This window comes from Archangium minus (assembly GCF_044360475.1).
Taxonomy (GTDB): domain Bacteria; phylum Myxococcota; class Myxococcia; order Myxococcales; family Myxococcaceae; genus Archangium; species Archangium minus.
The window spans coordinates 8,792,698-8,807,834 of record NZ_CP043494.1 but is presented as its reverse complement, the minus strand read 5'-3'; the positions used below and the strand labels follow the sequence as shown (position 1 = coordinate 8,807,834).

Sequence of the window (15,137 nt, the reverse complement as noted above, 5' to 3'; positions counted from 1 at the left end):
TCAGTCAGCGTTCCGAGTGGGAGGACCGAGATGATCCGCTACATCGACGACATGCAGCTCACCGGTAAGCGCGTCTTCATCCGGGTGGACTTCAACGTTCCCCTGGAGGGAAAGCGCATCACCGACGACACCCGCATCCGCGAGGCGCTGCCGACCATCCGGCGTGCGCTGGATATGGGCGGGAAGGTGATTCTGGCCTCCCACCTCGGACGCCCCAAGGGGCCGGACCCGAAGCTCTCGCTCGAGCCGGCCGCTTCGCGGCTCACCGAGCTGCTCGGGGCCAAGCACGAGGTCATCCTCGCCGACGACTGCGTGGGTGACGGCGTGCGCAAGCTGGTGAAGGATCTGAAGGACGGCCAGGTGCTCATGCTCGAGAACCTGCGCTTCCACAAGGAGGAGGAGGCCAACGACGAGACCTTCGCGCGCGAGCTCGCCTCCTTCGCCGACGTCTACATCAACGATGCCTTCGGCACCGCGCACCGCGCCCATGCCTCCACCGCGGGCATGGTCCCCTACGTCAAGGAGAAGGGCGCCGGCCTCCTGATGCGCAAGGAGCTGGAGTACCTCGGCGGCGTGATGAAGAACCCGGCCAAGCCCTTCGTGGCCATCCTGGGCGGCGCCAAGGTGAGCGACAAGATCAAGGTCATCGAGAGCCTGCTGCCCAAGGTGGACGCGCTGCTCATCGGTGGCGCCATGGCCTACACCTTCCTCAAGGCGCAGGGCATTGAGGTGGGCAAGAGCCGCGTGGAAGAGGACAAGCTGTCGCTGGCCACGCGCATGCTGGAGGCCGCGCAGCGGCTGAAGACGGCGCTCGTGCTGCCCATCGACCACGTCTGCAGCACCGAGCCCACGGACAAGGGCGAGGTGCGCGAGGTGCCGGACCGGGCCATCCCCGCCGACCTGATGGGCCTGGACATCGGCCCGAAGACGCGGGCCATGTTCTCCGAGCACATCCGCAACGCGAAGACGGTGGTGTGGAACGGCCCCATGGGCATGTTCGAGGTGGAGAAGTACGCCGCGGGCACGCGCACGGTGGCCGAGTCCATGGCCATCAACAAGGACGCCATCACGGTGGTGGGCGGTGGTGACAGCGCCGCGGCCGTGAACGAGATGGGGCTGGGCGTGAAGCTCAGCCACGTGTCCACCGGTGGCGGGGCCTCGCTGGAGTTCCTCGAGGGCCGTGAGCTGCCGGGCGTGAAGGCGCTCGAGACGAAGCAGTAGTCCACCGTACCCACCGGAGAGAGTCCTCATATGGCGGCACAGGCGCGACGCAAGCTCATCGCTGGCAACTGGAAGATGAACAAGACCATCCCCGAGGGGCTCGCATTGGTGCGCGAGCTGAAGGGGCTGGTGGCCTCCATTCCGGGAGACCGGGTGGAGATCGCCGTGGCGCCGCCCTTCGTGTCACTGCATGCGGTGGCGAAGGAGCTGGAGGGCTCCTCCCTGAAGCTGGCCGCCCAGAATTGCCACTGGGAGGCCAGCGGTGCGTACACCGGCGAGGTGTCCGCGCAGATGCTGAAGGACGTGGGGTGCGCCTACGTCATCGTGGGCCACTCCGAGCGCCGGCAGTACTTCGGCGAGACGGACGAGACGGTGAACAAGCGCACCCGGGCGGTGTTGGGCGCGGGGATGAAGCCCATCATCTGCGTGGGTGAGACGCTCGCCGAGCGCGAGGCCAACCGCACCCTGGAGGTCGTGGAGCGGCAGGTGGCGGGGGCGCTGAAGGGCTTCACGGCGGCCGAGGCGGCGGGCTTCGTCCTGGCCTATGAGCCGGTGTGGGCGATTGGAACCGGCCGGACGGCCACCAGCGCGCAGGCCCAGGAGGTGCACCGGGCCATCCGCGAGCAGCTGGGCCGGCTGTACGACCGGGGAACGGCGGAGCAGGTGCTCATCCAGTACGGCGGGAGCGTGAAGCCGGACAACGCGGCCGAGCTGCTGGGCCAGGCGGACGTGGACGGGGCGCTGGTGGGCGGAGCCAGCCTGAAGGCGGGCGACTTCGCGGCGATTGTGAAGGGCGGGGTGTGATCGCAGGAAGATTGTCACCGCCCAGGCCGTTCGGTTAGGCTGCGCGGCCTTTATCCAGGACCGGAAAGAAGAGTTTAAAGCATGTTGACCTTCGTGACGATCGTGCACGTCCTGCTGTGCGTGTTCATGATCTTCGTCATCCTGTTGCAGCCCGGGAAGGACGCGGGCATGGGCTCGGCTCTGGGTGGCGGTGCCGCAACGAGTGCCTTCGGTGGGCGCGGTGCGACGACATTCCTGACCAAGGTGACGGGCATCTGCGCGGCGCTGTTCTTCCTGACGTCGCTGGGCCTCTCCTTCGTGGGGATGCGCACCTCGGTGGCGGCGGGCTCGCTGGCGCAGCCGGCGGCGACGCAGCCGGCTCAGGTGCCGCAGCAGGGCACGGCGCAGCCGGGCGCTGGGGCTCCCCCGGCGGGCCAGATTCCTCCGGCCAATCCGCAGGAGGCGGCGCCTTCCTCGGGTGCGGCTCCCGCGCAGCAGCAGGCTCCGGGTGCGCCGAGCACCGTGGAGCAGCCGCGTCCGGCCGAGACGCCGGCTCCGGCGCCCGCTCCCGCTCAGTAAGCGGGCAGCCACCCGGCGGAATCAATCGGGTGGCGATGAAGTTAAAAATCAATGTTGCAGCAGACGCGGTTCGTGGTACTAGAGGCCGCGTCGAAGTTGCCGACGCGGCACCGGCAGTAAGGACCGCGTTGGAAAAGCCCAGGTGGTGGAACTGGTAGACACACCATCTTGAGGGGGTGGCGCCGAAAGGTGTGCGGGTTCGAATCCCGCCCTGGGCACTCCGAAAGAGCCTCCGAGTCCAAGTGACTCGGGGGCTTTTTTCGTTTCCGGGTCAGGCTTCCTGGCTTACGAAGCTCGCCGACGTGCAGACCCGGCGCTTCAAGATGCTCCTGGAGGAGCACCGCATCGAGCTGGGCCGTGACCAGCCCGTGCAGATGTTCGTGGCGCACGCGGACACCGTGACGGTTCGTGGGAGGGTGAGCGTCATGGCAATTTATCGAGATCAAGTTGAACGCGTGACGCTTCCAATGAGCCGAGCCAGCCTGAAGCCCGCGAGGTTCCGGGTGGCGCAGTCCGTTCGGCTGGAGAGGTTCGGCTTCGTGGTTGATGTGAAGCTTGCCCGAGTTCCGAGCCCCACCAGCTACGGAGACGGATTGCGGCTTTCGTAGGGGAGAAAGGGCCAGCGTCGTAGCGAGGTCTTCCTCAAGACTCCTCTAGCCCCGCTTTGGGCCCATCTCCCGGATGGCGCACATGGCCCGGGGGCTCGCCCTGGCGCATCACCTACCTGCATGGTGCCATCGACCGGGGTCTCGTCGCGGACCGGATCGCCGTGGCGAGGATGCTTGGGCCACGCGGGCGCGGGTGACGCAGCTGCTCGACTTGCGCCTGCTCGCGCCTGATCTCCGAGTTGCCGTCCTGGCGCTCGAAGCCTTCGACGGCGCCGAGCCGATGGCCGAGCGGACGCTGCGCGCCGTGGCGCACGCGGGGACGTGGGCCGAGCAGCGGGCGGCGTGGGCCGGGCTCCGGAGAATCTGAGCCCCAACACCTTGCGCGTCTTTATGCCACCCTATCCGCCGCCGTACTCTGGAAACGGCTGGAAGCCCATGCCTCCCGCCGCCCTGGAGCCCTGAACGGATGAGCGACGAGATACTCACGGTCCAAGAGGTCGCGGCCTTATCGAAGGTCGCCGACAAGACCGTCTACACGATGGCCCAGAAGGGGGAGATTCCAGCGTTCAAGGTGCGCGGGCAGTGGCGGTTCAAGCGCGCCGACCTCGACCAATGGATCGAGCAACTGAAGGGCGCGTCCCGTGACGCCGATGGGGACAACGAATGAACGCCGCTGACCTGAAGCCCGGCATCATCGTCCGCGGCCCAATGCTGCCCGAACCCGTCGAGGTTCTGGTCGTCACGCCTCTTGGCGATGTCGTGAAGCTCACGGGCGCCGGGCAAAAGACGGGGCATGTCCACCAGCGTGTCCTGCACTCCGATCAGCTCAAGCTCCTCGACGCAACGCCGGAGACCGAGCCCTTCGACGGCGATCCGCTCCACTTCAAGCTGGGCGTCGAGGCCGCGCGTCTCGGGCTTGCCTACGAGTATGACCCGTACTTCTCCCTCTCCATCGCGCGCGTCGATCCGCTGCCCCACCAGCTCGAGGCCGTCTACGACTACTTCCTGAAGCTCCCGCGCATTCGCTTCCTGCTCGCCGACGACCCCGGCGCCGGCAAGACGATCATGGCGGGCCTGCTCCTCAAGGAACTGAAGGTCCGTGGCCTCGTGAAGCGCACACTCATCGTCGCGCCCGCGAACCTTACGTTCCAGTGGCAGCGCGAGCTGAAGGACAAGTTCCGCGAGCAGTTCGACGTGATGCGCGGCGAAGTGCTGCGCACGCAATACGGCCAGAACCCCTGGCAGGAACACAATCAGGTCGTCACCTCGGTCTCGTGGATCTCCCGTGTCGAGGACGCCAAGGAGAGCCTGCTGCGCTCCCAGTGGGACCTTGTCATCGTCGATGAGGCGCACAAGATGAGCGCCTACAGCGCCGACAAGAAGACGCTCGCCTTCCAGATCGGCGAGGCGCTGTCGCAGCGCACCGACCACTTCCTCTTGATGACGGCGACGCCGCACAAGGGTGACCCGGAGAACTTCCGCCTCTTCCTGAGCCTCCTCGACCGCGACGTGTACGGCGACGTGAAGAGCCTCGAAGAGGCGATGCGCCGGCATGAGGCGCCGTTCTACCTACGCCGCTTGAAGGAGGCGCTGGTCGCCTTCCCCGATCCCGAGACCGGCGAGGTGAGAAAGCTCTTCACCAACCGCGACGTGCGCACGACCAGGTTCGAGCTCGATGGCGACGAGTTCGACTTCTATGACGCGCTCACTCGCTACGTCGAAGACCAGTCGATTCTGGCCGCTGCTGCCGAGAACGTGCAGGCGAACATCCTCTCGTTCCAGATGGCGATGCTGCAACGCCGCTTCGCCTCCAGCATCTACGCTGTACGCCGCAGCCTTGAGCGCATGCGCGACAAGCGCCGCAAAATCCTCGACGACCCCGAGCGCCATCGCCAGGAGCAGATCGACCGGAAGCTGCCCGACGACTTCGACGACCTGCCCGAGGATGAGCAGGCGAAGATCATGCAGGGCGCGGAGGAGACGGTCCTCGCCGTCGACCCCATCGCGCTTCGCGAGGAGATCCAACGCCTCGACAAGCTCGTTGAGCAGGCGCGCGCGCTCGAAAAACGCGAGGTCGAGTCGAAGCTCAACAAGCTGAAGCAGGTCCTGAACGAGCAGCAGATCTTCAAGGACCCGAGGATGAAGCTCCTCGTGTTCACCGAGCACAAGGACACGCTCGACTACCTCGCGGGCGACGGCCGCGACGGACGCCCGCTCGGCAAGCTGCGGGAGTGGGGCCTCTCCTGCACGCAGATCCACGGCGGCATGCCGATCGGCGACCGCGACACGTCGAACACGCGCATCTACGCCGAGCGCGAGTTCCGCGAGGACTGCCAGGTGCTCGTCGCTACCGAGGCCGCCGGAGAAGGCATCAACCTCCAGTTCTGTTGGTTGATGATCAACTACGACATTCCGTGGAATCCCGTTCGCCTTGAGCAGCGCATGGGCCGCATCCACCGCTACGGCCAGCAGAAGGACTGCCTCATCTTCAACTTCGCGGCGGTCAACACGCGCGAGGGGCGCGTGCTCGAGAAGCTGCTGATGCGTCTCGCCGAGATCAAAGACGAGCTCGGCACCGACAAGGTGTTCGACGTCGTCGGCGAGATGCTGCCGTCCAACTTGCTCGAGAAGATGTTCCGCGAGATGTATGCGAAGCGGCTCAGTGAGAGCAGCATCGCCGACCGCATCGTGAAGGACATCGACCCGGAGCGCTTCAAGCGCATTACGGGAGCGACGCTCGAGGGGCTCGCGAAGAAGGAGCTGAATCTGTCGGCCCTCGTCGGCAAGTCGGTGGAGGCCAAGGAGCGGCGCCTCGTCCCCGAAGTGGTCGAGGACTTCTTCACCTCGGCGGGTCCCATCGCGGGCGTCCACCCGTCGCCCGTGCGCGGTAGGGACCATGTGTACCGCGTCGGCAAGGTGCCGAAGACGCTCAACGCCATCGGCGAGCGCCTCGAGCCCCGCTTCGGCAAGCTCGGTCGCGAGTACCAGCGCGTCGTGTTCGACAAGCGCCTGCTGGGCGACGACGCGACGCTGGAGTGGGTGACGCCTGGCCACCCGCTCTTCGAGGTGGTGCGGAGCGACGTCGCGGACCGTGTGGGCGACGACCTTCGCAGGGGCGCGGTGCTCTGGGACCTGCACGCGAAGGCGCCGTACCGACTCGACGTCTTCGCCGCGTCCATCAAGGACGGCCGGGGCAACACGCTGCACAAGAAGCTCTTCGTGGTGCGCGCCGATCCCGACGGCACGCTGACGCTGCGCCAACCCACGCTCTTCCTCGACCTCATCCCAGCCGCGAAGGGAACGCACGCACCGAGCCTGTCGGGGCTGCCCGCGCGCGACCTCGTCGAGGTCCACCTCGTCCATCACGCGCTCAACCCGTTTCTCGCCGAGGTTGCTGACCAGCGCACGAAGGAGAACACCATCGTGCGCGAGCACATCGAGATCTCCCTCAACGCGCTCATCGACCGGCAGCAGCTCACTTTCGCCGAACTGGAGGGCCGGCGCATCGAGGGCGCGAACATCCCGGGCCTCGAAGGCAACATCAAGCAGGCCGAGGACCATCTCGACGAGTTGAACGCGCGCCTCGAACGCCGCCGCCAGGAAATCGAGATGGAGCGCCACTGCTCCATCGGCGACGTTCAGCACCTCGGGCGTGCCTGGGTGCTGCCGCATCCCGAGCGCGAGGCGCCGAGCATCGCGCCGATGGTGAGCGACCCAGAGATCGAGAAGATCGCCGTGCAGGTCGCGATGGAACACGAGCGCGCTCGCGGCTGGATCGTCGAGAGCGTCGAGAACGAAAACCGAGGCTATGATCTGCTCTCGAAGCGACCGCACCCGACCGAGCCGGGCGTCTTCGTGCAGGCCCGCTTCATCGAGGTGAAGGGTCGCTCGGGCACCGGCGAGGTCGCGCTCACCGCGAACGAGTACCGGACCGCGCAACGGCTCGGCGAGGACTTCTGGCTCTACGTCGTCTTCGACTGTGCGACCACGCCGAAGCTCAACACAATTCAGAACCCGGCGACGCTCGGATGGGAGCCCGTCGTGAAGGTCGAGCACTACCATGTGCCGGCAAAGGCGATCCTGGAGGCTGCACGTGGCTGACCCGAGAAACACGCTTCAAAAGAAGTTTGAGTCGAACCATCGCCACGCGAACTTTGGCAACGTCATCACGCGGCTTGAGGTGCGTGGCTTCCGACTCCACGCCAACTCGATTCTTGAGTTTCGCAGCCCTGTTACGGCGTTCTGCGGCCCGAACGGAACTGGCAAAACGACCTTGCTCCAGTTGGCTGCGTGCAGCTACCGGCAGGGGAAGGGAGGCTACCAGCTCCGCGACTTCTTCGCGGTTGGACAGCTCGACCCGTCGCCGTTCGCTACGACCGCGCGTCTGAATGTCAGCACGTGGCAGTCCGACGCTAAAGAGCGTGCACTTTCGTTGTCGCGACGCACCAACCGCTGGTCTGATTACAGGAAGCGTGATGAGCGGGAAGTGCTCTTTCTCGGCGCCGCCGAATTCCCGCCCCGTGCTGAGGAGCAGGGGTTCTACTTCCGTCAAGCCGGTCGATTGGTTGTGGGGACCCGGACCCCGTGTGCGGTCGATGTATCGAAGGCGGTAGGTAAGGTTCTCGGCACGCACTATGACCGTGTCGAGCGCGCCGATGTGTCGCTCAAGACTCGGTCGGGCTCAATCCTGGCTGCCGGTCGCGGGCACGTCGTCTATTCCGAAAATCACATGGGTTTCGGCGAATGTCGCGTTCACAACCTGATCGATAGGTTGGAGGCGCAATCTCCGAAGTCACTCATCCTCCTTGAGGAGCCGGAGATTTCGCTGCACCAGTCTGCGCAGTTCCGTTTTGGCGAGTACCTCGTCGACCTCGCGATCAGAAAGGGCCACCAGATCCTTCTCAGTACGCATAGCGAGCACCTGCTTCGTGCGCTGCCTCAGGTGTCACGTATGTTGATTGTGCGAGATGGTGGCACGGGCGTCCGAGTGCTTCCGGGCCTGGCCTCGGCGCAGGTCGCAAGCGTCCTAACTGATGGTCACGACAAGGCTCTGCGGGTTCTCGTCGAAGACGATGTCGCCGCAGCCATTCTCTCCGAGATGCTGGCAAAGGCGGAACCGGAGCTGTTGAAGACCACCGCCATCGTCATTGGCGGCTACCGTGACGACAAGGACCAGAGCGTGGGTGGTGGCAAGGACGCCATCGCGGCTGCGATGCGGACGCTGCGGGAGGCCGGTCTCCGAATCGCCGCAGTACTCGATGCCGACGCCAAAGAGGAGCCGACAAACTTCGTGTTCAAGCTCCCGGGCACGATGCCGCCGGAGAAAGAAGTCTTCGGCAACGCGGCGGTCAAGCAGCTCTGGTCGACCACTTACGGCTTGGACGTGGATTCTTTCCTCGCTGAGCTCGCGGGCGGTGACCACCACGGGTGGTTCGAGCGTTTGGCAGAACGACTCGGCCGTGATCGTGCGTTCCTCGTGGGGGAAGCATGTCGCGCGTACGCCGCGAGCGTCTCGTTCGGTCCCCTCGTTGAACTACTCCGAGAGGCGGCGTCGAAGAAATGAACAACGTATCCTTGTATGGACCGAAGCGGCTGATCGAGGTCGACCTGCCGATCCGCAAGATCTCGGAGCACGCACGGCGCGAGAAGTCGATCCGTCACGGCCACATCTCGACGCTGCATATCTGGTGGGCTCGGCGTCCGCTTGCAGCATGTCGCGCAGTCATCTTGGCGGCACTATGGCCCGATCCTGCGGACCCTAATTGCCCGGCAGAGTTTCTGCGTGAGGCCGCCTCACGAATGAGGTCGCTACGAGACCGTAGAGGCGGTCCGGTCCGCGACTGGAGTGACCCGTCGGAGCTCAGAAGCGCCCTGCTCGACTTCATCGCTGACTTTGCTAACTGGGACCTGTCGAACGAAAAGGACTACCTTGAGACCAGCCAGGCGTTGGTGGAGGTGGCGCACAGGACCCTCGGTGGCCCTGGAGCACGTCCTCTAGTCGTTGATCCGTTTGCTGGAGGTGGAACTATCCCACTCGAAGCACTTCGTGTTGGAGCGGATGCGTTTGCGTCCGACCTCAACCCTGTCGCAGTGCTCATGAACCGGGTCAGCCTGGAATTCATCCCAAAGAACCGCGAGCGTCTCGCCGAGGCAGTACGTAAGTGGGGGCGGTGGGTGAACGAGACGGCGGCCAAGGAACTGGCGTCGCTGTATCCGCCACATCCCGATGGCTCCAAACCGATTGCCTACCTCTGGGCGCGGACCATCAAGTGCGAAGGCCCAGCGTGCGGTGCAGATGTTCCTCTACTCAGGTCCCTCTGGCTCGCTAGGAAGGGGAATCGTTCGGTCGCTATTCGGCTCGTCAAGAGCCGCTTCGGCAATAGCGTTGATCTCGAAGTAGTCGAAGGTGCGCGAGCGGGTGCTGTCGGCAGTGGCACCGTCGCTCGGGGGTCGGCCACGTGCCCTTTGTGTGGTTACACTACCAGAGTTGAACGTGTGCGCCTTCAGTTGCGCGAGCGGCGCGGAGGGACGCAGGACGCTCGGCTCTACTGTACCGTCGTGAAGACTCCTGCCGGCTCAACCGAGTACCGAGCGCCGACTCCAGCCGATATCAGGGCTGTTGAGGAGAGCCGGGAGCGACTTGCCGTTTTGCGACGTTCGGGAGTCGATTTCGGAGCACAGGAACTGCCTCCCGACGGTGCTCTCGGTTTTCGTGTTCAAAAGTACGGCATCACGCGGTGGCGCGAAGTCTTCACCCACCGGCAGATGCTCATGTTGTCCACGTACGCATCAATCATTCGGAAGCTTGAGATCAGCGATGACCCCGATTTAACCATCGCTGGACGGGCCATCCTCGGACTCACGATTTCGAAGATGGCCAACTTCACCAGCAGTCTCTGCGCTTGGCGAAATGTTCGGAGTTGCGTCCGCAACACCTTCGGTTCGCAGACGCTGTCGATGGTCTGGGACTTTGGCGAGATGAATCCGTACGCTGGCAGTGCGGGAGACTTCAGCGAAGGTCTTGACTATCTCGACAGGTTCATAGCTCACACGCTCAGTGGCGTTCGTCATGAGGGGTCGGCGAGGCAGGCCGATGCATCTTCAATTCCGTTGCCCGATGATGCCGCGTCACTCTTTTTCACGGATCCGCCGTACTACGACGCGATTCCTTACGCTCACCTGTCCGGTTACTTCGCGACTTGGTTGGAGGCCATCGGCGTGCTGCCGAACGAGCTTGACGGCGCGACTACGACTGGTCAGGAGTGCATAGTCGACCCAGGACTCGGGAAGAACGCGGCATTCTTTGAGCGCAAGATGGGCGACTGCCTTCGTGATGGCCGTAGGGTCGCGCATCCGCAATCATTGGGCGTCGTGGTGTTCGCGCACAAATCGACCGCAGGTTGGGAGGCGCAACTTCAGGCGATGTTGGACGCTGGATGGGTTGTCACAGCTTCGTGGCCGATCGACACGGAGCGTGCGGGGCGACTTCGTGCCATCGAGTCGGCCGCTCTGGCCTCTTCGGTTCATCTCGTTTGCAGACCACGGGAGGACAAGGACGGTAGCGTTCGAGCGGATGATGTTGGGGATTGGCGGGAGATCCTTCAGGAACTCCCTCGCCGAATTCATGAGTGGCTGCCGCGACTCGCGGAGGAAGGTATTGTTGGCGCCGATGCCATTTTCGCGTGCCTCGGGCCCGCATTGGAGGTGTTCTCGCGATACGCTCGCGTCGAGAAGGTATCGGGTGAGGTAGTTCCGCTTCGCGAATACCTTGAGCACGTCTGGGCAGCAGTTTCCCGCGAGGCGCTGTCAATGATCTTCGACGCTGCCGAGACAGCGGGCCTCGAAGAAGACGCGCGACTCACCGCGATGTGGCTCTGGACGCTCGCAGCGCCCGGAGCCTCATCAGCCGATGCCGACGAGGGACTCAACGAGGAAGAGGACGACTCTGATGACGAGGAGGAGAAGAGCGGTTCCCCATCTTCGTCAGGGTTCGTGCTCGACTTCGATGCTGCACGGAAGATCGCGCAAGGACTGGGAGCCCGACTTGAGGAGCTTTCCCATGTCGTCGAGGTGAAAGGTGACAAGGCTCGTCTGCTAGCCGTTCACGAACGAACGAAGCACCTCTTCGGCAAGGCTGAAGGTGTTCCCAGGGTGAAGAAAGCCGCCAAGAAGAAACAGATGACCCTATTCGGCGAACTTGAGTCGGCCGCCGAGGCACAGGGTTGGGGCGAGGTCGGTGCGCCGAAGGCCGGCACCACGACACTCGATCGCGTTCACCAAGCGATGCTGCTCTTCGGTGCCGGACGCGGCGAAGCGCTGAAGCGGTTCCTTGTCGAGGAAGGCGTCGGCAAGCAGCCCCAGTTCTGGAAGCTCGCGCAGTCGCTCTCCGCTCTCTACCCAAGCGGCACGGACGAGAAGCGGTGGGTCGATGGCGTGCTCGCACGAAAGAAGGGGCTCGGCTTCTGAATGATGGCCGCGACCGAGACATATCCGCGCCGTCTCATCGAAGTCGATCTTCCGATCGCCACGGTGTCCGAGCACGCGCGGGATGGCCGCTCGGTGCATCATGGCCACATCACCGCGATCCACATCTGGTGGGCGCGGAAGCCGCTCCCTTCATGCCGCGCTGCTGCACTCGCAGCTTTGCTCATCGACCCGCTCGACCCCGCGTGCCCGGAGGCATTCAAGACGAGCGCGCGCGATGTACTCGGCCAGCTCTATGGCACGACGCTCAACGGCGACAGCAACGCCCTCCGGCGCGGTCTGCTCCGGCTGGTCTCTGACTTCGCGTCGTGGCAGCGCGCGAACGATCCCGCCTTCCGCGACGCCGCCCGCACATTGGCTTCCTCGGCGCACGCGTCGCTCTTCGACGGTGGCACGTCGTTCCTCGCCGATCCGTTCTGCGGCGGCGGCTCAATTCCGCTTGAGGGGCTGCGCCTTGGGGCGACGTCGTACGCCTCCGACCTGAACCCGGTCGCGACGCTCATCAGCAAGGTCACGCTCGAGTACGTGCAGCGCTTCGGCCACCAGCTCTTCGCCGAGGTTGAGCGGTGGGGCGCGCAGATCACCCAGCAGGCCCGCGAGGAACTTCAGCGCTTCTATCCCGTCGTCGCTGGCCAGATGCCCGTCGCGTACATCTCGTTCCGCCGCATCCAGTGCGAGGGACCGAAGTGCGGCGTGGACGTGGTGCTCACGAGCAAGTTCCACCTTTCGCGTCGTGGCGAGCGCTCTATCGGGCTGCGCCTCGCGGGCTGGGACGGTCCCACGCCGCGGTTCGAGATCGCCGAAGGCAACCTACGCTCGTTCCCCGAGCCCACGGTTCGACGGGGTGCCGCGACCTGCATCAAGTGCGGCTACACGATCCCCGTCGAGCGTGTGCGTGAGCAGCTCTCCGCGCGCTCGGGCGGCGCGTCCTCGGCGTTGCTCGTCGCCGTTGCGCTCGGCGGCCCCTCGGGGGAGCGCTCCTTCCGCGCGCCGACCAAGGAAGATCGCGCCGCGCTCGCGGCTGCATCCTACGCCGTGGCCGAGCTGGAGCGAACGCGCAGCGACGAGCTCCCGGGCGAACCCTTGCCGCCCATCGGCACGCTAGGCTTCCGCGTCCAGCGCTACGGCATGGTCCGTTGGCGTGACCTCTTCACGCCGCGCCAGCTCCTGACCCTCACGACGCTCGTGCGCCTCGTGCGCGAAGCGATGCCCGACGACCGCACGCCGAACGGACTCGGCGTTGCGGTGCGCTCGTGCTTGGCGCTCGCCGTCGATCGCCTCTGCGACTACCAGAACACAGGCTGTTCCTGGAACCCGAGCGGCTCGGCGCTCCCGCACCTCTTCACGCGGCAGGCGCTGCCGATCATCTGGGACTACGGCGAGGCGAACCCGCTTGCGTTGTCGTCGGGCTCGTGGGCGGGCGCGGTCGAGCACGTCGTTCGCGGCCTGCGCAACGCGCACGTCGACACGCACGGCGCCGACGTCGGCATGGCCTCGGCGAGCCACCACCCGCTGCCGACCGACTGCGCGCACCTCCTCGTCACCGATCCCCCGTACTACGACGCCATTCCGTATGCGGACCTCTCGGACTTCTTCTACGTCTGGCTGCGCCGCATGCTCGGCGCTGACCACCCGGAGCTGTTCAAGACCGCGCTGGTGCCTCGCGAGGACGAGGCCATCGTCAACCCAATCGCCGGCAAGGACCGCGACTACTATCGGCGCATCATGACCGCCGCGCTCGCTGAGGCGCGACGCGTGACGCGACCCGACGGCATCGGCGTCATCATCTTCGCGCACAAGTCGACGAGCGGCTGGGAGGACCTTCTCGCCGCGATGATCGACGCGGGCTGGATCATCACGGCCTCGTGGCCCATCGACACCGAGAACGCCTCGCGGCTGCACGCGCGTAACTCGGCGGTGCTTGGCTCGTCGATCCACCTCGTGTGTCGCCCGCGCGAGCACCGCGACGGCCGCCTCATCACGGACACCGTCGGCGACTGGCGCGACATCCTCTCGGCTCTCCCGAAGCGCATCACTGAGTGGATGCCCCGACTCGCGCGCGAGGGCATCGTCGGTGCCGACGCCATCTTCGCGTGCATCGGCCCGGCGCTGGAGCTGTTCTCTCGCTATGCCCGCGTTGAGAAGGTCTCCGGCGCCATTGTTCCGCTCGACGAGTACCTCGAGCAGGTCTGGGCCACGGTCTCACGCGAAGCCCTCGCGATGATCTTCAACGAGGCCGAGACCGCCGGTCTCGAAGAGGACGCGCGCATCACGGCGATGTGGCTGTGGACCCTGGCCGGGCCAGGCTCGTCGGCCACGTCAGAGGGGGCTGAGGACGAGCCGATTGACGATGACGGGGGCGGCGACGACGCGCTGGCAGGCTTTAGCCTCGAGTACGACGCCGCCCAGAAGATCGCGCAGGGGCTGGGCGCGCGCCTCGAAGCGCTCGAGCACATCGTCGAGGTGAAGGGCGAGACCGCACGCCTGCTCGCTGTAGCCGAGCGCACGAACCACCTCTTCGGCGGTGCCGACGCGGCGCCTGCCCCCAAGCGTTCGAGCAAGAAGAAGCAGATGACGCTCTTCGCAGAGCTGGACCACGCCGCCGAGGAGCAGGGCTGGAGTGACATCGGCGCTCCCAAAGCAGGCGCGACGACCATCGACCGCGTTCACCAAGCCATGCTCCTCTTCGCCTCCGGGCGCGGTGAAGCTCTCAAGCGCTTCTTGGTGCAGGAGGGCGTCGGGCAGAGCCCGCTCTTCTGGAAGCTCGTGCAGTCGTTCTCGGCCCTCTACCCCAGTGGCTCCGACGAGAAGCGCTGGGTTAATGGTGTCCTCGCACGCAAGAATGGACTTGGGTTCGGATGATCGCACTGGCCACCAAGTGGATGTCGCAGTTCTTCGCGACGCTTGGAGACGACCGGCTCGCCGCCTACGAGCTCCGGGATGCATCCATGCGCTCCGACCTCGCGCGGTGGACCGGGACGCTGACGGGCGTCGTCGTGCGCTCGTTCGAGGCGCTCGGCTGGGCGGCGGCCGGCAAGGGCCATCGCTGCACGGTGCTGCCGGTAAAGCGCAACGAGTACCTCTCGCAGGACGTGATGGCGTTCTTGGCGTCGGGCGCGGGCTGGCGCTTCCCGGTTGCGGTGTGCGAGCTCGAGAACTCGGCCGACGCGGATCTTGTCGCGTACTCGCTCTGGAATGTGCTGTGCGTGCGGTGCGGCCTGCGCATCGTCTTCTGCTACCGACCCGACTCTGCAGACGGTCCCGCGTTCATCGCGTCGCTCGGCAGCGGCGTAGTCGACGCGATGCCCATCGCCGAGCGAGCGGCTCTCGAAGGCGAGACGCTGGTGATCATCGGCTCACGCAACGACGCGGGCACGTTCCCCTACGGGTTCTTTCAGGCGTGGAAGCTCAACTCCAACACGGGGCGTTTCGAGCGCTTCGCGCGGCAGTGAAAGTGAGAAG

Annotated in this window: 11 protein-coding genes and 1 tRNA gene; all 12 read left to right on the top strand. The window is 65.4% G+C overall.

Annotation, left to right across the window (positions count from 1 at the left end; translation table 11 throughout):
- Positions 1 to 30 precede the first annotated feature (30 nt).
- The 12 genes from F0U60_RS35760 (at position 31) to F0U60_RS35705 (ending at position 15,127) form a co-directional block, all read left to right on the top strand.
- Positions 31 to 1,221, top strand: a complete 1,191-nt coding sequence (locus F0U60_RS35760; RefSeq protein WP_395806535.1) for a phosphoglycerate kinase — start codon at positions 31 to 33, stop codon at positions 1,219 to 1,221.
- 30 nt (positions 1,222 to 1,251) lie between these two features.
- Positions 1,252 to 2,025: a triose-phosphate isomerase gene (gene tpiA / locus F0U60_RS35755; RefSeq protein ID WP_395806534.1), complete on the top strand. Its 774-nt coding sequence runs from the start codon at positions 1,252 to 1,254 to the stop codon at positions 2,023 to 2,025.
- An 81-nt stretch (positions 2,026 to 2,106) separates the two neighbouring features.
- Complete coding sequence (secG, locus tag F0U60_RS35750) at positions 2,107 to 2,583, top strand: preprotein translocase subunit SecG (protein ID WP_395806533.1); 477 nt, start codon at positions 2,107 to 2,109, stop codon at positions 2,581 to 2,583.
- A 136-nt stretch (positions 2,584 to 2,719) separates the two neighbouring features.
- A tRNA-Leu gene (locus F0U60_RS35745) sits at positions 2,720 to 2,801 on the top strand.
- A gap of 84 nt (positions 2,802 to 2,885) precedes the next feature.
- Complete coding sequence (locus tag F0U60_RS35740) at positions 2,886 to 3,191, top strand: hypothetical protein (RefSeq protein WP_395806532.1); 306 nt, start codon at positions 2,886 to 2,888, stop codon at positions 3,189 to 3,191.
- Between the two features lie 193 nt (positions 3,192 to 3,384).
- Entirely contained in the window at positions 3,385 to 3,558 is a 174-nt protein-coding gene (locus F0U60_RS35735) for a hypothetical protein (protein WP_395806531.1), read from the top strand.
- Between the two features lie 99 nt (positions 3,559 to 3,657).
- Positions 3,658 to 3,858: a helix-turn-helix domain-containing protein gene (locus tag F0U60_RS35730; protein ID WP_395806530.1), complete on the top strand. Its 201-nt coding sequence runs from the start codon at positions 3,658 to 3,660 to the stop codon at positions 3,856 to 3,858.
- Entirely contained in the window at positions 3,855 to 7,292 is a 3,438-nt protein-coding gene (locus tag F0U60_RS35725) for a protein NO VEIN domain-containing protein (protein WP_395806529.1), read from the top strand. The genes F0U60_RS35730 and F0U60_RS35725 overlap by 4 nt, the downstream gene beginning before the upstream one ends.
- Positions 7,285 to 8,754: an ATP-dependent nuclease gene (locus tag F0U60_RS35720; protein WP_395806528.1), complete on the top strand. Its 1,470-nt coding sequence runs from the start codon at positions 7,285 to 7,287 to the stop codon at positions 8,752 to 8,754. The genes F0U60_RS35725 and F0U60_RS35720 overlap by 8 nt, the downstream gene beginning before the upstream one ends.
- Complete coding sequence (locus F0U60_RS35715) at positions 8,751 to 11,657, top strand: DUF1156 domain-containing protein (protein WP_395806527.1); 2,907 nt, start codon at positions 8,751 to 8,753, stop codon at positions 11,655 to 11,657. Before F0U60_RS35720 ends, F0U60_RS35715 begins: the two co-directional genes overlap by 4 nt.
- Positions 11,658 to 14,537 carry a DUF1156 domain-containing protein gene (locus tag F0U60_RS35710; RefSeq protein WP_395806526.1) on the top strand — a complete coding sequence of 960 codons (2,880 nt, stop codon included), beginning with the start codon at positions 11,658 to 11,660 and terminating at the stop codon, positions 14,535 to 14,537. It begins immediately after the preceding gene.
- The gene (locus F0U60_RS35705; RefSeq protein ID WP_395806525.1) at positions 14,534 to 15,127 is read left to right on the top strand and encodes a hypothetical protein; all 594 of its coding nucleotides are present in this window, start codon (positions 14,534 to 14,536) and stop codon (positions 15,125 to 15,127) included. Before F0U60_RS35710 ends, F0U60_RS35705 begins: the two co-directional genes overlap by 4 nt.
- Positions 15,128 to 15,137: the final 10 nt, after the last annotated feature.